19 protein-coding genes are annotated in these 17,823 nt (G+C 71.4%); 11 read left to right on the top strand and 8 right to left on the bottom strand.

The window, feature by feature from the left end; all coding sequences use genetic code 11:
• Nucleotides 1-98: 98 nt before the first annotated feature.
• Nucleotides 99-599 (bottom strand): DUF2000 domain-containing protein, encoded by a 501-nt coding sequence (locus PV410_RS31265; RefSeq protein ID WP_500329112.1) that lies wholly within the window; start codon nt 597-599, stop codon nt 99-101.
• Between the two features lie 108 nt (nt 600-707).
• Here PV410_RS31265 and PV410_RS31260 point away from each other — a divergent pair, with 108 nt between their 5' ends.
• Nucleotides 708-1,181 (top strand): Lrp/AsnC family transcriptional regulator, encoded by a 474-nt coding sequence (locus PV410_RS31260; protein ID WP_500329111.1) that lies wholly within the window; start codon nt 708-710, stop codon nt 1,179-1,181.
• 25 nt (nt 1,182-1,206) lie between these two features.
• Here the strand turns inward: PV410_RS31260 and PV410_RS31255 are convergent, their stop codons facing one another.
• The gene (locus PV410_RS31255; RefSeq protein WP_500329110.1) at nt 1,207-2,262 is read right to left on the bottom strand and encodes an NAD(P)-dependent alcohol dehydrogenase; all 1,056 of its coding nucleotides are present in this window, start codon (nt 2,260-2,262) and stop codon (nt 1,207-1,209) included.
• A 162-nt stretch (nt 2,263-2,424) separates the two neighbouring features.
• Here PV410_RS31255 and PV410_RS31250 point away from each other — a divergent pair, with 162 nt between their 5' ends.
• Entirely contained in the window at nt 2,425-3,294 is an 870-nt protein-coding gene (locus PV410_RS31250) for a helix-turn-helix domain-containing protein (protein WP_500329109.1), read from the top strand.
• Nucleotides 3,295-3,375: 81 nt separating this feature from the next.
• Here the strand turns inward: PV410_RS31250 and PV410_RS31245 are convergent, their stop codons facing one another.
• The 3 genes from PV410_RS31245 to PV410_RS31235 all read right to left on the bottom strand — a co-directional run bounded on the left by PV410_RS31245 (nt 3,376) and on the right by PV410_RS31235 (nt 6,091).
• Nucleotides 3,376-4,272, bottom strand: coding sequence for a metal ABC transporter permease (locus PV410_RS31245; protein ID WP_500329108.1), 897 nt, complete (start codon nt 4,270-4,272; stop codon nt 3,376-3,378).
• Nucleotides 4,269-5,081: a metal ABC transporter ATP-binding protein gene (locus PV410_RS31240; protein WP_500329107.1), complete on the bottom strand. Its 813-nt coding sequence runs from the start codon at nt 5,079-5,081 to the stop codon at nt 4,269-4,271. The genes PV410_RS31245 and PV410_RS31240 overlap by 4 nt, the downstream gene beginning before the upstream one ends.
• An 80-nt stretch (nt 5,082-5,161) precedes the next feature.
• Nucleotides 5,162-6,091, bottom strand: coding sequence for a metal ABC transporter solute-binding protein, Zn/Mn family (locus tag PV410_RS31235; RefSeq protein WP_500329106.1), 930 nt, complete (start codon nt 6,089-6,091; stop codon nt 5,162-5,164).
• A gap of 256 nt (nt 6,092-6,347) precedes the next feature.
• On the opposite strand from PV410_RS31235, the gene PV410_RS31230 reads away from it, so the two are divergent.
• The gene (locus PV410_RS31230; RefSeq protein WP_500329105.1) at nt 6,348-6,650 is read left to right on the top strand and encodes a hypothetical protein; all 303 of its coding nucleotides are present in this window, start codon (nt 6,348-6,350) and stop codon (nt 6,648-6,650) included.
• Nucleotides 6,651-6,752: 102 nt separating this feature from the next.
• Here PV410_RS31230 and PV410_RS31225 read toward each other — a convergent pair whose 3' ends face one another.
• A complete protein-coding gene (locus tag PV410_RS31225; protein WP_500329104.1) occupies nt 6,753-7,748 on the bottom strand; it encodes a phosphotransferase family protein in 996 nt (331 codons plus the stop codon).
• Nucleotides 7,749-7,933: 185 nt separating this feature from the next.
• Here PV410_RS31225 and PV410_RS31220 point away from each other — a divergent pair, with 185 nt between their 5' ends.
• The 3 genes from PV410_RS31220 to PV410_RS31210 all read left to right on the top strand — a co-directional run bounded on the left by PV410_RS31220 (nt 7,934) and on the right by PV410_RS31210 (nt 10,933).
• A complete protein-coding gene (locus PV410_RS31220) occupies nt 7,934-8,506 on the top strand; it encodes an RNA polymerase sigma factor (protein WP_500329103.1) in 573 nt (190 codons plus the stop codon).
• On the top strand, nt 8,499-9,506 hold the full coding sequence (locus PV410_RS31215; RefSeq protein WP_500329102.1) for a CU044_5270 family protein: 1,008 nt from the start codon (nt 8,499-8,501) through the stop codon (nt 9,504-9,506). The genes PV410_RS31220 and PV410_RS31215 overlap by 8 nt, the downstream gene beginning before the upstream one ends.
• 65 nt (nt 9,507-9,571) lie before the next feature.
• Nucleotides 9,572-10,933, top strand: coding sequence for a hypothetical protein (locus PV410_RS31210; protein WP_500329101.1), 1,362 nt, complete (start codon nt 9,572-9,574; stop codon nt 10,931-10,933).
• A gap of 113 nt (nt 10,934-11,046) precedes the next feature.
• On the opposite strand, the gene PV410_RS31205 is transcribed toward PV410_RS31210, so the two are convergent.
• A complete protein-coding gene (locus PV410_RS31205; RefSeq protein WP_500329100.1) occupies nt 11,047-11,670 on the bottom strand; it encodes a TetR/AcrR family transcriptional regulator in 624 nt (207 codons plus the stop codon).
• Nucleotides 11,671-11,742: 72 nt separating this feature from the next.
• Here PV410_RS31205 and PV410_RS31200 point away from each other — a divergent pair, with 72 nt between their 5' ends.
• The 5 genes from PV410_RS31200 (at nt 11,743) to PV410_RS31180 (ending at nt 15,748) form a co-directional block, all read left to right on the top strand.
• Nucleotides 11,743-12,387: a hemerythrin domain-containing protein gene (locus tag PV410_RS31200; protein ID WP_500329099.1), complete on the top strand. Its 645-nt coding sequence runs from the start codon at nt 11,743-11,745 to the stop codon at nt 12,385-12,387.
• A 299-nt stretch (nt 12,388-12,686) separates the two neighbouring features.
• A complete protein-coding gene (locus PV410_RS31195) occupies nt 12,687-12,953 on the top strand; it encodes a hypothetical protein (protein WP_500329098.1) in 267 nt (88 codons plus the stop codon).
• A 37-nt stretch (nt 12,954-12,990) separates the two neighbouring features.
• A complete protein-coding gene (locus PV410_RS31190) occupies nt 12,991-13,905 on the top strand; it encodes an ABC transporter ATP-binding protein (RefSeq protein WP_500329097.1) in 915 nt (304 codons plus the stop codon).
• Nucleotides 13,902-14,921, top strand: coding sequence for an ABC-2 membrane transporter-related protein (locus tag PV410_RS31185; RefSeq protein ID WP_500329096.1), 1,020 nt, complete (start codon nt 13,902-13,904; stop codon nt 14,919-14,921). The genes PV410_RS31190 and PV410_RS31185 overlap by 4 nt, the downstream gene beginning before the upstream one ends.
• 347 nt (nt 14,922-15,268) lie before the next feature.
• Complete coding sequence (locus PV410_RS31180; RefSeq protein WP_500329217.1) at nt 15,269-15,748, top strand: MmyB family transcriptional regulator; 480 nt, start codon at nt 15,269-15,271, stop codon at nt 15,746-15,748.
• Nucleotides 15,749-15,778: 30 nt separating this feature from the next.
• Here the strand turns inward: PV410_RS31180 and PV410_RS31175 are convergent, their stop codons facing one another.
• Entirely contained in the window at nt 15,779-17,587 is a 1,809-nt protein-coding gene (locus PV410_RS31175) for a thiamine pyrophosphate-requiring protein (protein ID WP_500329095.1), read from the bottom strand.
• Nucleotides 17,588-17,823 lie beyond the last annotated feature (236 nt).

The raw sequence follows: 17,823 nt of genomic DNA, 5'->3' as shown, positions 1-17,823 counted from the left end.
CGCGAAGGGCGCGCGGCGGCGCCCCTCACCCGGGCGTGCCGCATGCCGCCGGCGCCCAGCGCCCCCGGGCCCAAGGGGTCGCTTCCGCGCGCGTGACGTCAGGACATCAACGGGAGCCTGCCGACGATCTTGTTGACGCGGTTGCGCGGGCCGACGATGCTCACCGCGCAGTACTCCATCGCCTCGGCCGACGTCCTGCCCACGGCGTCGCGGTAGTCGGTGTAGACCAGCGTGCGCTGCGCGGCGGCCGGCATGTCGGCGACGAACACGTCCGCGGAGGCGCCGGCCTTGGCGCGGAGCGCGCGCAGTGCGGCGGCGTCGGCGGTCAGCACCGTGCAGCCCACCCAGGGCAGGGCCGGATGGACGTTGCCCTCGGCGTCGGTGACGTCCACGCCGAGCAGTCCGGGAACCCGGGCCGCCGTCGGGGCCGCCACGCAGACTGCGGCGTTCGACGCCCGGCCCGCCGGCAGTGCCTCGTCGACCACCACCACCCACTTCAGTCGCGCGTCGCGGGTCGACAGGTCCAGGTCCACCTCCTCCGGTGCGAAGCCGACCGCCGGGCCGGGCATGTCCTGGCGGGCCTCGTGCAACTCACCCATCTGCGGACTCCTCGGGGTATCAAGTACGGGTGGACTGCTGGAATGCTATGCACTCGTACGAAGCTGATGCAAAGCATCCGTACATGTATCGGAGAAGGGCGGATTTCGGTGGCGCTGGACGAGATTGATACGGCGATCCTGCGGGAACTGCAGTCGGATGCACGGAAGACCAACAGGGAGGTGGCCGCGGCGGTCGGGGTCTCTCCCACCACCGCCCTCGACCGCACCCGGGCACTGCGCCGGCGCGGCATCATCCGGGGCGCGATCCTCGACGTCGACCTCGCGGCGATCGGCCGCCCGGTCCAGGCCCTCATCGCGGTGCGGGTCCGGCCCCCGTCCCGCACGGTCATCGAGAGCTTCCGCACCTGGGTCAGCGCGCTGCCCGACACGCTCGGCGTCTACGTGACCTCGGGCACGGAGGACTTCCTCATCCACGTCGCCGTCCCCGACAACAACGCGCTCTACGCGTTCGTCATCGACCGGCTCACCCAACGCCCCGAGATCGCGGACGTGCGTTCCTCGATCGTCTACGAGCACATCACCAACACCCGGATCACGCCGCACCCGGGCCCCGCCGAGTGATCCCGTCCCCCCACCCGCCCGTCACCTACTTCGACGCCCCGAGGGTGGAGACGTCGATGACGAAGCGGTAGCGCACGTCGCCGCGGTCCAGACGCTCCAGAGCGGTGTTGACCTGGTCCGCGGGCACGGTCTCGATGTCCGCGGCGATGCCGTGGCTCGCGCAGAAGTCGAGCATCTCCTGGTTCTCGCGGATGCTGCCGTTCTTCGTCGAGGTGATGATCCGGCGCGGGCTGCCGAGCAGCATGCCCTGGAAGGTGGCGGCCTCGGCGGTGACGCCCGCGTTGACCAGCACGCCGTCCAGGCGCAGCAGTGCGAGGTAGGCGTTGGTGTCGATGCCGCCCGACACCGTGTTGACGATCAGGTCGAAGCCCTGCCCGTGATCCCGGACGTAGGAGCCGTCCTCGGTGGACACGTAGTCGTCCGCTCCGAACCGCAGACCGTCCTCGCGCTTGGACAGGCTCCGGCTGAGCACGGTGACCTCCGCGCCCATCGCGTGCGCCATCTTCACCCCGATGTGCCCGAGGCCGCCCATGCCGACGACGGCGACCTTCCTGCCCGCCGCCGCGCCCCAGCGGCGCAGCGGCGCGTACATCGTGACCCCCGCGCAGAGCAGCGGGGCGGCGACGTCCAGGGCGAGTCCGTCGGGGATGCGGAGGACGTAGTGCTCGTCCACGACGATCCTCCGGCTGTAGCCGCCGAAGGTGGGCCGCTCGTCGTAGTCGAGCGCGCCGTAGGTGAGGACCTCACCCTTGAGGCAGTGCTGCTCCTCGCCCGCGAGGCAGTTCACGCACGTGCGGCAGGAGTCGACGTAGCAGCCGACGCCCACCCGGTCCCCGACGGCGTACCGGGTGACGTCCGGGCCGGTCGCGACGACGGTCCCGGTGATCTCGTGGCCCGGGACCATGGGGAACAGGCCCTCCATCCAGTGGTTGCGCAGGAGGGCGATGTCGGTGTGGCAGATGCCGGTGTACGCGATGTCGATGACGACGTCGTGAGGGCCCGGGTCACGGCGCTCGATGGTCGTGAGCTCGACCGGCGCGTCGGGGCCGGCTGCGGCGAGGGCGGGAACGACGAAAGGCATGCCTGTCTCCTGGTGGGGCGACGTCGGACGGGGAGAACTTCCGTCTTCGACTGCACCAGGTGCGGGGCCCCCGGCGAAGAGGGAGCGTGACCGTGCTGAGGGTGCTACTCGCAGAGCCACCTTCGGGGCCCCACGGAGGCGGGGCTCGGCTATACCTGCGGTATGGACGCTGAGAGGGCCTTGCGGGACTTCCTCGTCTCCCGGCGGGCGGCGATCGACCCCGGGCGGACGGGACTGCCGGTCGGCTACGGCAGCCGACGGGTGCCGGGACTCCGGCGCGAGGAGGTCGCGGCCCTCGCCGGCGTGAGCGTGGCCTACTACACGAAGCTGGAACAGGGGCGGATCGGCCGCATCTCCGAGGAGGTCCTCGCAGCGGTGGAGAAGGCGCTCCAGCTCGACCAGCTGGAGTGCGCGCACTTCCGCACACTGGTACGGAACGCGGGAAGCCGGCCCACCCCCTCGGCGCCGCCCCCGGCGAAGGCCAGGCCGGGCGTCGTCGCCCTGGTGCACGCGCTCGACCTGCCCGCCATGGTGCACGGGCCGCGACTGGAGGTGCTGGCGGTCAACCACACCGCCAGGCTCCTCATCGACGACTTCGACGCCATGCCCGTCAAGGAGCGCAACCTCGCCCGCTGGACGTTCCTCAACCCCCGGGCCAGGACCGTCTACCCCGAGTGGAACAGGATCGCGCCCCAGGTCGCGGCGGCACTGCGCCAGGTCGCCGCGGACCGGGCTGCGGACCCTGTGCTGGAGCAGCTCGTGGGGGAGATCGCGGTGGCCTCGCCGGAGTTCGCACGGTACTGGGCGGAGTACCGGCTGTACGAGCACTCGTACGGCGTGAAGCGGTTCTTCAACGAGACCGTGGGCGAGATGAGCCTGCACTACGAGACGATGGCCCTGCCCGGCGGCAAGGGCCAGAGCGTCATCGTCTTCAGGGCCGACCGGGGCTCGCCGTCGGAGGAGAAGCTGCGCATCCTGGCCAGCTGGAACGTGCCCGCGGCCGAGGACGCCGACCGTCACGTCCGGCCGTAGGGCCAGGCCGGTGCCCGCGGATCGGCCGATCGCCGGTCGACCTGGCTCGACATCAGGAAGCTTGCCGTCACCGGGTGGATTTCAGCTGCGTACGGGTCCGCCGGCAACCGCCGTCACCGTGCGGGTCGTCCGCCCGTGTCGAGCGCGCCGTGTTCCGACGGCCCGGCATGTGGCGTAGACGAGGAACGAGATGGTCGTGACGTAGGGGCTGATGGGGATGCTGCTGCCGAGGGCGAGGAGGATGCCGCTCTCGACGGCGAGGACGGCGAAGAGCACGCTCAGCAACGGCAGGAGCACGGGGGAGGCGGTGACCCGGCCGGCCGCAGCGGCAGGGGTGACGACCAGACTGAGGACCAGGAGGGCCCCGACGACCTGTACCGACAGGGCGATCGTGATTCCCAGGAGGAGCATGAAGGCCACGGACAGCCCGCGGACGGGCAGGCCGCGTGCTTCGGCGACGTGCGCGTCGGCGCTGGTGAAGGCCAGGGGGCGCCAGATGACGGCGAGGGCGATCAGCACCAGCGCGGACAGGGTGAGCATCCACCCGGTCTGCGGATCGTCGACGGCCACGATCTGGCCGGTCAGCAGGCCGAACTTGTTGGCCGAACGGCCCTTGTAGAGCGCGAGGAAGAGGACGCCGAGGCCGAGCCCGAACGGCATCAGGATGCCGATGATCGAGTTGCGGTCCCGGGCGCGGGAGCCCAGTACGCCGATCGCCACGGCGGCGATGAGCGATCCGACGATCGAGCCGGCCACCACGTTCATCCCGAGCAGCAGGGCCGCGGAGGCGCCCGCGAAGGACAGTTCGCTGATCCCGTGGACGGCGAAGGGCAGGTCGCGGAGGACCACGAAGACCCCGGTCAGTCCGCCGACCAGGCCCAGCGCGCCCCCCACGATGAGGGAGTTGCGCACCAGGCCGAGCAGGGCGCCGTAGTCCTGGAAGTTGGACATCTGCTGCCACATCTCGGCCGCCGTCATCGGTCTGCTCCGTCGGGTTCGTGTGCGTCCGCGGCGTCAAGTCCCGGGTGGTGCACGGCCTGCTGGTCATGGGTACCGACGACGACGATCCTGCCCCGCACCCGCAGGACGTCGACGTGCGCGCCGTACAGGGCCGACAGCGATCGCGACGTCAGCACGTCCTCCGGGGCGCCGGTGCGGTGTCCTTGCGGGGCGAGGTAGAGCACCCGGTCCACCAGGTCGAGCACAGGGTTGATCTCATGGGTCACGAACACCACGGCGGTCCCGTGGTCCCGGCGCCTTCGGTCGATGAGCTCGGTCACCGCCCGCTGGTGGTGGAGGTCCAGGGAGAGCGTGGGCTCGTCGCACAGCAGCACGCGGGGGTCGGTGGCAAGTGCCTGCCCTATGCGGACGCGCTGCCGTTCGCCGCCTGAGAGGGTGCCAAGGGGCGCGTTCGCGTAGGCCGAAGCGCCGACGGCGTCCAGGACGGCGTCGATGCGGCGCCGGGTGGCGGCGTCGCGCCGGCGCAGCCCGAACCGGTGTCCGTCCAGGCCGTAACCCACCAGATCACGCGCCCGCACCATGTCGTGCGCCATGGCCGTCCCCTGCTGGGGCACGTACCCGATGTGGGGCGCGGCCTGACGGGGCTCGTCGCCGAGCACGTGCAGGGTGCCTGAGGAGAGCGGCCGGCGCCCCAGAAGGGCCTGGACGAGACTCGTCTTGCCGGAGCCGTTCGGTCCGAGCACCGCCCAGAACTCCCCGGGCGCCACGTCCAGATCGAGATCCTTCCAGAGGGTGCGGTCCCCGTACCGGAGACCGCCCTTCCTCATCCGGATCAGCGGCCCCGGCCTGCCGTCAACGTGCGAGTTGCCCGTGCGGGGCCCGGGGACCGACGGCGAGGGCTGCCGGGTCACTTGTTCAGGGCGTCGACGAGGGCGTCGACGTTGTCGTTCATCCACGTCAGGTAGTCCTTGCCCGCGGGCAGGGTCTCGGTGACGGGTACCACGGGCACACCGGCCGCCTCGGCCGCCGACTTCACCTTCTCCGTCTGGGCGCCGGAGGTCTGCTCGTTGTAGACCAGGGCCCTGACCTTCTTGCCGGGGAAGAGGTCCAGGGTGGCCTTGAGCACCTTGGCGGACACGTCGCCGCCCTCCTCGACGGCCTCACTGAACTCTTCGGGGGTTTGGTTGACCAGGCCGGACGCTGCGAGCAGGTAACCCGGCACGGGCTCGGTGATCGCCACGCCCTCGCCGTTGTGTGCGGACTTCAGGGAAGCCTCCTTGTTCTCCAGCGCGGTGAGGCTCTTCTTGAAGGCGGCGGCGTTCTTGGTGAAGGTGCCGGCGTGGTCCGGGTCCGCCTTGCCCAGGGCATCGGCAACGTGGTCGGCGATCTTGCTGACCGAGGGGAAGTCGTACCAGACGTGCTCGTTGAGCTCTCCGCCGGCCGGAGCGGTCCGGCCCGAGACCTCGACGGCGTTGATGACGTCCGCGGAGGCGTTGCCGCTCTTCAGCATCCGGTCGATGAAGTCGTCGTACCCTCCGCCGTTCTCCACGACGATCTTCGCCTCGGACAGGGCCAGTTGGTTGCGGGTGTCGGCCTCGTAGGAGTGCGGGTCCTGGTCGGGATCGCTGATGATCGACGTGACGTCGACCCGGTCGCCTCCTATCCGCTCGACGATGTCGCCGTAGACGTCGGTGGAGGCGACGACGGAGATCCTGGACGCGGAAGCGCTGCTCTTGGCGCTCGCAGCACCGTCGGAGGAACCGCCGCAGCCGGCCAGCAGACCGAGTGACGCGGCACCGGTCAGCAGGATGGCGAGACGGGGAGAGGACTGGGACATGACGGAAGCCTCCAAGGGCTGCGAAGGGGCGTTGCCGGGTGGGCGCAAGGCCACACGCACACCGGCAGGTTAGATGAAAATGAATACCACTATCGACAGGGGTCGGGCAAAGGGCACCCTGAAGGTCGTTGCGTCACCGTCAGGGTGTGTGAATGGCACATATCGGGCGCTACGATGCTTATCGGTTGTCGATGCTCTACCGGTGACGAACAACCGGCGACGCGTTCGCATGCGAGGCGTCATGGAAGGAGTCCTGATGGAGAGCACAGGCCAGCACCGTCCGCACGATCGGCACGAGCACGCTCATGGCGAAGGTTGCGGCCACGTCGCCGTGCCGCACGGGGACCACACCGACTACGCCCACGACGGTCACATCCACCGCACCCACGGCGACCACATCGACGAATGCAATGCTGCGGCCCACGTGGCCCACGAAGGGCACGGCCATCAGCACGCCGAGGGTTGCGGCCACGTCGCCGTGCCGCACGGGGACCACGTCGACTACGTCCACGACGGGCACCGTCACGCAGCCCACGACGGGCACTGGGACGACCACTGACGGATTCCGCCGGCTGCCGGGTGCAGCGCCCGGCACGTCATCTCGCCCGCCCTCGCCGGCACCGGAAAGGGCCGCTTGTACGCCCCCGGCCGGGCTTGAATGTCAGGCCAGTTCCGCCGCCACGGCCGCCAGGTCTTCGTAGGTGCCGTGGACGCCGTCGGTGTTGCCCAGGCGATGGTGTTCCAGCCGGATCGCACCGATGTGACGCGCCCGGTACACGTGGGAGCGCCACACCGCGGCGGGTGAGTCCGCCGGCGAGCCGTAGCCGTCGGCGTCCCAGAACGCGTCCCGCTCGCTGCCGGGCCTGGCCCGCGCCATGTGGATGGTCCAGTCCGCCGCCGGGTCGCCCCACAGGGTCCGGTCCAGGTCCAGGACCCCGGTGATCCGGGGCTCGGGAGAACCCTCGGCGATCAGGACGTTCACGGTCCACAGGTCGCCGGCGAGCATGCGTGGCTGGGTGACCTCGTCGAGCACCGCACGGCGCTCCATGGCGGGGGCCGCCACCTTGCGGAGATCCGCCGCGTCCAGGCCGACGCCGTCGAGGTCGGTGGCGATGTCCTCGAGCGAGGCGACGACCGCCTCGCTCCACGTGGCGTACCCGGGACCGGTGACCGGCCCGAAGTGCGGGCCCCGCACCGAGTGCACCGTCCTGGCCACCGCGCCCAGTTGCCTGAAGAACCCCGGCCAGGCCGATCGGGGGTATGCGTCCAGATGGCCCGGCGCCGGCACCCCGTCGAGCAGGCTCTGCACCATCCAGTCCCGCCCGATCACCTCGTGCGACCAGTCGGCGGCGATCACGCGCGGCATCAACGGCGCGACCACCGACAGCCACGGCACACTCGCGTACTCGTTGCGCATCAGCTCCCGCTCGGAGAGGAACTGCCTGCGTGGCTCCGGTGCGACGCGCAGGATCACCGGCCGTTGCCGCCCGGCCAGTGTCAGGCGGTACGTGTTGTTGTACATGCCCAGGCCCAGCTCCACGGCCGAGACGACCCGGGCCGCGGCTCCGAAGGCGCGGCCGGCGACGGCCTGGATCTCCTGCGCGGACAGGCCCTGCTGAAAGGCGTGTTCGGCGCGCAGGATCGGCTCGAAGTCCACATCCGTCCTTCCCCGGCCCACCGGCCGCCGCCTGGGCCCTGCCACCCGGCTGCGCCCCGACAGCACAGAGACTAGCCGTAGGGGCCTGGAGCGCCCGAACCCGTGGTCGCCTATGACGTGCCGAAGATTTCGACCCCGGCCTGTAAGCGGGCGCCGCGACCGGACATAGACAGGATGGAGGCGATGTGGACACAACAACCGATGAGCAGCGCTTCACCAGCGTGTACAGGGCGACTTACCCTGCGGTCGAAGCGTACGTGCGTCGTCGCATCCACCCTGACCAGGCGAGGGACGTGGTCGCCGAGGTGTTCCTCGTCGCGTGGCGCAGGTTCGACGAGGCGCCCGCCTTCGACGTGCTGCCGTGGCTGTACGGCGTGGCACGGCGGACCCTGGCCAACGCCCACCGTGCCGACCAGCGGCGCGCAGGTTTGCTGGAAGTGCTTGCCGTCCAGCCCAGGGAAGATGTCGGTGATCACGCGGACGTCGTCGCGGATCGTCTCCAGTTGGCGCAGGCGTTCGACGGCCTGAGCGAGTCCGACCAAGAGGTGCTGCGTCTGGCACTGTGGGAGGAGCTGACGCCGAAGGACGCGGCGCGCGTCCTCGGGTGCTCGTCCGCCACCTTCCAGGTCCGCCTGCACCGTGCGCGCAAGCGTCTGCGCCGACGGGTCGCCTCGCACCCCGCCGCGATCGAGCGACCGTCACAGGGCACTCAGAACAGCGCGTTGCCGAGGCTGACATGGGGTGGATCCGATGCATGACACCGACGAGCGATTCCGGGCCCTGGATCCGGCCATGGGTCGGGCGGAGCTCCTGACCGCAGCCGAGCGCGGGACCTTGCTGGAGAGGACCCTGCGGACCCCCCGCGAGAACGGAGCGGCGCGGCCCCGGCGCTCCGGGGCCCGCGCGTGGGGCCTGGCTGTCGCGGTGGCAGCAGCGGCGACGGCCATCGCGGTGGTGGTTCCCCAGGTGTCCGGCCCGGCAGCGCAGCCCGCGTACGCCGTGACGCCGGAACCACTGCCACTGCGCCACTCGGACAGGCCCGCCGCCGAAGTCCTCGAGGCCCTTGCCGGGCGGGCCGGGGCACTGCCGGACGACTCGCCGTCGTCCGGTACCGAGCGCTTCGTGCAGGACAGTTGGTCCCTGTCGACCCGCATCGACGGCATCCAGGTCACGTCCGCGATCGTCCCCGAGCGAAGGGTGACGTGGAAGAAGCCGGACGGGTCGCAGACGTGGCGCGTCCGCACCCTGGAACCGCAGTTCCAGACCGCGGAGCAGCGCGAAACGTGGGAGGACGCCGGCTCTTTGGGGAGAGCACCGGAGGAGTACACCGACTCGGCAGGTCCCGCCGACCCCGAGGACGTCCGCCATCAGGAGGCGCCCTCCGACGCGGAGGGAATGAAGCGCTGGCTGCGCGCGGGGTACGAGACGCATGGGGCGGGTGAGCTCTTCGACTCGGTCGCCGAGCGCTACCTCGACAACAGCTTCTCCCCGGCCCAGCGGGCCGCGCTGCTGAGGGTCCTGAGCACCGTCGAAGGCGTCGAGTACCGCGGCGTCGTGAGGGATCGCGCGGGCAGATCGGGGGACGCCTTCTCCGTGGCGACCACCTACGGCGGCCTTCCAAAGGTTCAGACCCTCGTGTTCGACCCTCGGTGTGGTCAACTACTGTCGTACGACGAGCAGTTGACCAACGATGCCGGCGCCCTCAACGTCAAGGTTCCCGCCGTTGTCCTCTACATCAACTACCTCGACAGCATGTGAGGGGGGAAGCGGGGACGAGTACCTGCCGCTCACCGGCCGGTCCGCCGTGCGGATACGTTGGGCGCATGACGAGCCTCACGCATCCGCGACTCTCCGGGCTGGGGAGCAATCCCGCGGCTTCCGACGACGTCCTGGTGCGCCTGGCCGCGCACGCCGCCGGTCGGCACGGGGTGGAGCTGCGCGATGGCCGGCTGGCGGACGCCGTCGTCGAGGCCCTGCTGACCCACGGCGGCAGCGACAGCGGCGTGCTGATGCGCCGGTCCCTGATCTCCCCGGAGATGCGCCGCCGGATCGCCGCGCATCCCGACGCCGCGATCCGCGACGCGCACGCGGACTTCATCCGCTCCATGGTCGACCTCGGCGTGCCGACCCACATCGAGGCTCTTGAAGAGGCCTATGGCGAGCCGAGGAGGGCACTCGCCGGCGCGCCGGACCCGAAGCTGCGTGCCGCGGTGGCGCAGACCTGGTGGGAGCGGCCCATCGAGGTGCAGGTGGCCCTGCTCGCCGACCCCGATCCGCAGGTCCGGGCGGCCGCGACGACGCACGAGCGACCGGGAGTTCCGCCGGAGTGGTGGGACCGGTGCCTCGCCGACCCCGCCACCCGTGCCAACGTGGCGTGCCACGTCCCGCTCACGGGGGAGCAGTTCCTCGCGCTCATGCGAGACGGGGACGAGGACGTCCGGCAGGCCGTCGCCGGAAACCCGCACCTGACCGCCGACATGGTGGCCCGGCTCCTGGACGTGGACGATCCGATCGTGCGCGTCGCGATGGCCCAGAGCCGGCACGTCGACGCGAAGACCCGGGACAACTTGTACGCCCACGTCGAACGGCAGCGCGCGGACGGCAGCATCGAGGCTGAGGTCGCGCTGAACTGGCACCCCGTCAGGCCAGGCTGGCTGAGCGAAGCGCCCCTCGACGAACGCCTGACGTACCTGGACAGCCCGCATGTGGCATTCCGGCGCGTACTGGCCTCCTGCCGCGACCTGCCCCAGGAGGCGTGGCAACGGCTCGACGACGACCCCGACCTCCAGGTCCGCCGCATCGCCGCCCGTCGGCCCGACACGCCCCCGGAGGTCCTGGAACGGCTCGTACGTGCCCACGGTGACGAGTTCCGCGTACGGCCTCCGCTCGTCGAGCACCCCCACTTCCCCCGCCACATGTTGCCTACGTTCGCCGACGAACCGGATGCCCGTGTGCGTCACGTCGCCCTGCAGGACCCCGAACTGCCCCCGCCGGTCCTGGAGCGACTTGCCGCCGCGGAGGAGCCCTTCCTGCGTCAAGCGGTCGCGCGGCACCCCAACATCACGGACGCACTGCTGGAACGACTGCTCTACGACCCGGATCCGGAGGTCGTCCACAGTGCCGCCGCCAACCCCGTGCTGCGCCCCGAGCGGATGCATGGCATCCTCGCCGACGCCGGCTTGTGAGGCCGGACGGGGCCCGGTGCCGCGGTGTTCACGCAGTGATGAGCACCTCCAGCGCATCGCGCCGGTCCATCGCCCGGTAGCCCTCGGGCACCTGGTCGAGGGAGACGGTCGCCTCAGGCCTGCTTGAGCAGTTCCCGGCAGGCGGCACGGGCGATCCAGGTCTGGGCGCGGTCGAAGGCCCAGCCCCGTTCGCCGACGAGCGTGATCCAGGCGTGCGGGCCGAGGTGGAACCACAGCACGTCGACGGCCTCGGCGCGACTCACCTCGGAGCGGAGCGCGTCGAGCGCCACGAGGCGGTCCGCGACCCGGTTCAGGGCCTGGACGTAGTCGTCCGCCCCCTTGTCCAGCACCGCCTTGACAGCCGGTTCCCCGGGCGGATCCCGGTAGAAGAGCCCGTACACCAGCTCCCAGTGGCGTTCGTGCGTGAGCCGGGTGCCCGCGGCGGTCAGCTCGACGACGGCGCGCGGGTCGTCGCTGGTGTCGACGGCGGCGAGGGAGTCGGCGATGGCGGGGTCGGTGAGGGCCGGCTCCAGCAAGGCCGTCAGGATCTTCGGCTTGTTCCCCACGCTGCTGTACACCGTGGGCACGGCGACCTTCCCCGCCTCCGCGATCTCCCCGATGGTCACCCCGGCGTATCCACGGGCGAGGAAGAGCGCCTGGGCGCTGTTCAGGATCGCTTCGCGCGTGCTCGCGGCCGAATGGGCGCGCAGCGGGGAGTGGTACTTCCGGCTCGTCACCGACGCATCGTACCCCTCCACCGTAAGTGACTATATTGACAATAATTACTTCTAATGAATATGTTCCGCCCCATGAACCACTCCTCCCAAGAGCCCATGGCCGTCATCGAGACCCGGCTCGCCCACGAGGTCCACCGCGTAGCCACGACACTGCTGGCGGAGGCGGCCGTTCGGCCTTCCGCACCCCTGAGCACGCTGGCCCAGCTGCGTGACTTCCTCGTGGTGAACCTCCGCCACCACCACGAGACCGAGGACGAGGACCTGTGGCCGCGGATCCTGACGACCGCACCGTCGGCCGCGGACGCGCTCAAGGAGCTGAGCGCGGAACACGAGCGCCTGGACGAGGGCCTCGACCGGCTCGCCGCCGTCGAGTTGGGCGACGTGGAGGGCGACGGAGCCCGGGCCGCGCTCCGCGAGGCGGCCGTCGCCGTACGCGACACGGTGCACAGCCACCTGGCCCACGAAGAGCCCGTCCTCTTCCCGGCACTGCGGGAGCACATCACGCCCGAGTACTGGGCGGACTTCTCGCAGCGGGTGATCGCCACCACGCCGCCCGTGGCCGGACACCTGATGATCGGATTCCTCGACGAGGTGGGGTCCGCCGAGGAGGTCGCACTCATGCTCGCCGCCCTCCCGGAGCCGGTGCGGCCGCTCGTGCCCGTGCTGCGCCAGCAGGCGGCGGACGACCTCCGGAGCCTGCGCGGCGTCGAGGCCTGACCTGGGCACGAGGGGCGGGGTGCCCAGGCCGGCGGACGGACGCCGGGCGGCCCCGCCCCGAGGGCGGATTCGGCAAGCGGGAGCGGGGCCGCATCTCCAGGGTGCGCCCCGGAGCGGCCCTGGACACCTCGGGGCGCACGGAGGCCGGCGAACCGGCCGGGAGCGACGCTCCGGGCCCGGGCGGCGCGAAGCAATAGACGAAGGTATGGGTGCCGCCGCCGGTGGCGACTTTCGTCACCCGTGGAACGCAGACTTTCTGCCGAAGTCCGGCGCCGGGCCCGCGCCATAGCGTCCTTTCCATGAACCGAACTTCGCGTACGGACACCGTCCCCCTGGCCCAGCGCCCCGCACCGCTCGCCGCCGGCCTGCTCGGTGTGGCGCTCCTCCTGCTAGGCGGTGTGCCGCTGGCCGGGCGGCTGCTCGCCCATCTGGCCCTCTGGGGCGCCGCCCTGACCGTCCCCGGACTGCCCCACCTGGCCCTCTTCGCCGTGGGTGCCGCGCTGCTGGCCCTGTTCTGGCGCCGCCGGTACGCCGCGGCCCCGGCCGCCCCTCCGGCCGGTGAATGACCGGGACGCACAGGAAGACCACACGGGCCACCACGTCATGACCGATTCCCCCATCGTCCCCGCCGTCGAGACCATCGGGCTGGGCAGGCGCTACCGCCGCGGGTGGGCGCTGCGCGACACCTCCTTCCGCCTGCCCGCGGGGCGCGTCTGCGCGCTCGTCGGCCCCAACGGCGCGGGCAAGACGACCCTGCTGTCCCTGGCCGCCGACCTGATCACGCCGACCACCGGCACGATCACGCTGTCCGGGCACCGTCCCGGCAGCGCGCGGGCCCGCCGGAGCACCGCGTTCCTCAGCCAGCAGAAGGCCCTCTACCCGCGGTTCCGCGTCAGCGAGGTCCTGCGCATGGGCCAGGAGCTGAACCCCACCTGGCACCAGGAGACCGCCGAGTCCGTCATCGACGCCGGCGGGGTCCCCCTGAACGCCCGGGTCGGCACCCTCTCGGGCGGACAGGCCACCCGCGTCGCCTTCGCCCTCGCCCTGGGCAAGCGCCCCCGCCTGATGCTCCTGGACGAGCCGATGGCCGACCTGGACCCCCTGGTCCGGCACCAGATGACCGACATCCTCCAGTCCGAGGCCCGGCGGCACGGTTCGACCGTCGTGATGTCCTCGCACCTGGTCTCCGAGCTGGAGAGCGCCTGCGACTACCTCGTGCTCGTCAACAACGGCACCGTCCGGCTGGCCGGCGAGGTGGAACTCCTCCTCGCCGGGCACCGGCAGCTCACCACGCGCCGACGGGAGGATCTGGACGGCCACCAGGTCATCGCGACCACCGGCAGCGACGGAGGGTTCACCTCGCTGGTGCGGACCCCCGACGCACCGCCCCACGACGCCGACCACCGCGCCGCCACCCTGGAGGAGCTCGTCCTCGGGTACCTCAGGACGCCCGACGCACCCGCGCTGCTCACCCCGAGCGCGCAGGTCACCAACGGCCGCGAGGTGGTGGCGGCATGAGCATCGGCACCCGCACCGGCACGCCCACCGGCACGCGCACCGTCGTCCGCCGCCGACCGCGACTGCACGGGCTGACCTGGCTGATCTGGCGGCAGAACCGCACCGCCTTCTGGATCGGACTGGCGGCCGCGGCAGCGATCGCCGTCTACGCCGTCGTACAGCACCAGCACATCGCCGCGGCCGTCGCCGCGCAGCACCTCGACGCCTGCCACGGCCACGAGTACTCCGACTCCTGCCTCGGCCGCCTCAACACGTTCGGGCAGCGGTACCAGTTCCCGATGCGGCGGCCGCTCCAGGCGATGCTGCTGCTGCCGTTCCTGTTCGGGCTGTTCCTCGGCGGGCCACAGCTCGCGCAGGAGCTGGAATCGGGCACGTACCGCACGGTGGCCACCCAGTCCGTGACCCGCATGCGCTGGTTCGCGGCGAAGCTGGGTGTGCCGCTCGCCATGACCGCGGTCGTCAGCGGCGTCATCGCCGCCGCCATGACCTGGTGGTGGCACCCCGTCGCCAAGGCCATGGGCCCCCTGTTCGACTGGCACATGTGGTACCCGTTCTACGGGGTCGGGCCGGTCGTCGTCGGCCTCAGCGTCCTGCTCTACCTCCTCGGGACGACCCTCGGCCTCGTCCTGCGCCGTACCGTCCTGGCCATGGGGGCGACCCTCGTCACCGGCGCCGGGCTGTTCGCCCTGCTGGAAGCGGTCCGGCCCGGCATCTGGCCGGTCAGCACCGCGTACGCGCAGCACACCTCGGAACCGCCGGCCCCCAGGACCGCGTGGCTGCTGGCGGACGGCCCGCTGTCCAAGGACGGGCGGCGCGTGGCCGAGGCCTGGGACTGCTACGCCGCCGGGAACGTGAAGCAGTGCCTCGCCTCCCGCGGCATCAGCGGCCGCTGGGCGGAGTACCACCCCGCGTCGGACTTCTGGCCGCTGCAATGGACGGCCACGGGCCTGTGCCTGGCACTGGGCGTCGCGCTGGCCGCCCTGTCCGTGTGGTGGATCCGCCGGAACCCCGCCTGATCGGATCCGCGTTCCTCGGGCGACCCCGCCAAAGGAGGACCGGCGCTCCCTGGATCGGTGATGCCTTCATCCGTGCGGCGCCCCCGCCGAACCTGGTGGTGAGCGGTTCGGGGCCCGGCCAGGGCCCCGACCGCGGACCGAGGATGCAGGAGAGCTGAACATGAGCGTGAACGCGATCGCGGTGATCACCGGCGGCAACCGGGGACTGGGCCGGGCCACGGCCCTCGCGCTGGGCGCCGCGGGGACGGACGTCGTCGACGAGGGGCTGCGCACGGCGATGGCCGAGCGGGCGGCGCTCGGCCGCGTCGGGGAGCCGGAGGACATCGGGCCGGTGGTCGCCGCGCTGGATCACCGCGCTGGGGGAGACCCTGCTGCAGACGCGCCTGTCGGTCGCGCTGCTCGGGGACGAGACGCGCTTCACCGGACCGGCCCGCAGCTTCGTCTACCGCTGGTTCACCGACCCCGCCGCCAGGCATGCCTACCACGAGGACGACCGGCCCGGGCTGAGCCGCCGCTTCGTCGCCGACCTGCGCGCGGTCTACTCCCGGCTCGGCGCGGACTCGCGGGCCGGGGCCATCGTCGAGGCCTTGCTCGCCCAGAGCCCGGAGTTCCGCGACCTGTGGCAGGCACACGAGATCGGTGTGCGGTGCGGCGAGGTGAAGCGTCTGCTCCACCCGGAGCTGGGGCTGCTCGAACTGAACTGCCAGGTGCTGTACGACGCCGACCAAGGCCAGTCCCTGCTCGTCTACACCGCCACCCCGGGCTCGGAGACCCACGAGAAGCTGCAACTGCTCCCGGTGCTCGGCGACTGCGCGCCCGGCACCTGAGCCGCGGCCCCCCGGTCGCGGCGGGCGGGCTCACGGTTCGCCGTTGCCGTGGCGCCCGCGGCCGGGCAGCATCTCCTGCACCTTCGCCTTGAAGCCCTGCCGGACCATGGCGGCGCGGTCGGAGTCCCCCTTGAGGACGGACGCGGCCGCCGCCTCGATCTGGTCCAGCGTGGCGTGCGGCGGGATCGGCGGGACGGCGGGGTCGGTGCGGAAGTCCAGGACGAACGGGCGGTCCGCGGCCAGCGCCCGCTGCCAGGCCCCCTCGACCTCGCCCGGCTTCTCCACGCGGAGGCCGTCCAGGCCGATGGAGCGGGCGAAGTCGGCGTAGGCGACGTCCGGAAGGGCTTGGGAGGGCAGGAACTGCGGCGCTCCGGACATGGCGCGCATCTCCCAGGTCACCTGGTTGAGGTCGCCGTTGTTGAGCACGGCCACGACCATCCTCGGATCGGACCACTCGCGGTAGTACTTGGCGGCGGTGATGAGCTCCGCCATCCCGTTCATCTGCATCGCCCCGTCACCGACCAGGGCGATCGCCGGGCGGTCCGGGTGGGCGAACTTCGCGCCGATCACGTACGGCACACCGGGCCCCATGGTGGCGAGCGTGCCGGACAGGGAACCGCGCATGCTACCGCGCATCCGCAGGTGCCGGGCGTACCAGTTGGCCGCGGAACCGGAGTCGGCGGCCAGGATGACGTCCTCGGGCAGGAGCGCGTCCAGCGCGTGCACGACGTACTCGGGGTTGATCGGGTCCGCTTCGACGCCGGCACGGCGCTCCATGACCTCCCACCAGCGGGCCGTGTCCTTCTCGATCTTCCTGCGCCAGCTGCCGTGCTTCGTGCGTTCCAGCTTCGGCAGCAGCCGCGTCAGGGTCGTCCTGGCGTCGCCGACGAGGTTCACCTCGAACGGGTAGCGCAGGCCGACCATGAAGGGGTCGATGTCGATCTGCACCGCGCGGACCTTGCCGAACTCCGGCAGGAACTGGCTGTAGGGGAAGCTGGAACCGATCACCAGCAGGGTGTCGCAGTCCTGCATCAGCTCGTAGCTGGGCCGGGTTCCCAGCAGGCCGATCGCCCCCGTGACGTACGGCAGTTCGTCCGACAGCGCGTCCTTGCCGAGCAGCGCCTTGGCCACACCGGCGCCGAGCGTGTCGGCCAGCTGCTCCACCTCGGGCCGTGCGCCGCGCGCTCCTTGACCGATGAGGACGGCCACCTTCTCGCCCGCGTTGAGCACCTCGGCCGCCCTGTCCAGATCGGCCTCGTCGGGGACCAGGGTGAAGGACGGCATGCCCAGGCTGGACGGCACCATCTTGAACGCGTGCTGCGGCGGGGAGTAGTCGAGTTCCTGGACATCGGCCGGGATGATCACGGCCGTGACCGTCCGCTTCGCGGCCGCCACCCGCATCGCCCGGTCGATGACGTTCGGCAGCTGCTCGGGGACGGTCACCATCTCCACGTACTCCGAGGCGACGTCCTTGAACAGGCTGAGCAGATCCACCTCCTGCTGGTACGAGCCGCCCATCGCGCTGCGGCTGGTCTGCCCGACGATCGCCACCACCGGAACGTGGTCGAGCTTCGCGTCGTACAGGCCGTTGAGGAGATGGATGGCGCCGGGGCCCGACGTGGCCGCGCAGACGCCGACCCTGCCGGAGAACTTGGCGTACCCCACCGCCTGGAAGGCGGCCATCTCCTCGTGGCGGGCCTGGACGAACCGCGGGTTGTCGTCCGCCCGGCCCCAGGCGGCGAGCAGTCCGTTGATGCCGTCACCGGGATAGGCGAAGACGTGCTCGACGTCCCATTCGCGAAGCCGCTGCAGGACGTAGTCGGACACCTTGATGGACATGGGAGTCACCCTCCGGTTCGGCTCAACGTCGTCGGTGGCGGCGCACCGTGACGGCCGTACCGGTCGCCCCGGCCACGAGGGCGACGGTGGTAGCGTCGTCCGCTTCCGCTCGTCGGTGAACCGATTCGGTGCCCCAGTCACGCGTTCCCGGACCGTACGGTCTCTAACGCCCCCGGCACTGACCGGCCAGATGAGCATGCGGACGGGCGGTTCACCGGCGTGTCCTCGGGTACCCG

Source organism: Streptomyces sp. PA03-5A (genome assembly GCF_033792725.1).
Lineage (GTDB): Bacteria > Actinomycetota > Actinomycetes > Streptomycetales > Streptomycetaceae > Actinacidiphila.
This window is presented reverse-complemented; position numbering and strand designations above follow the sequence as displayed.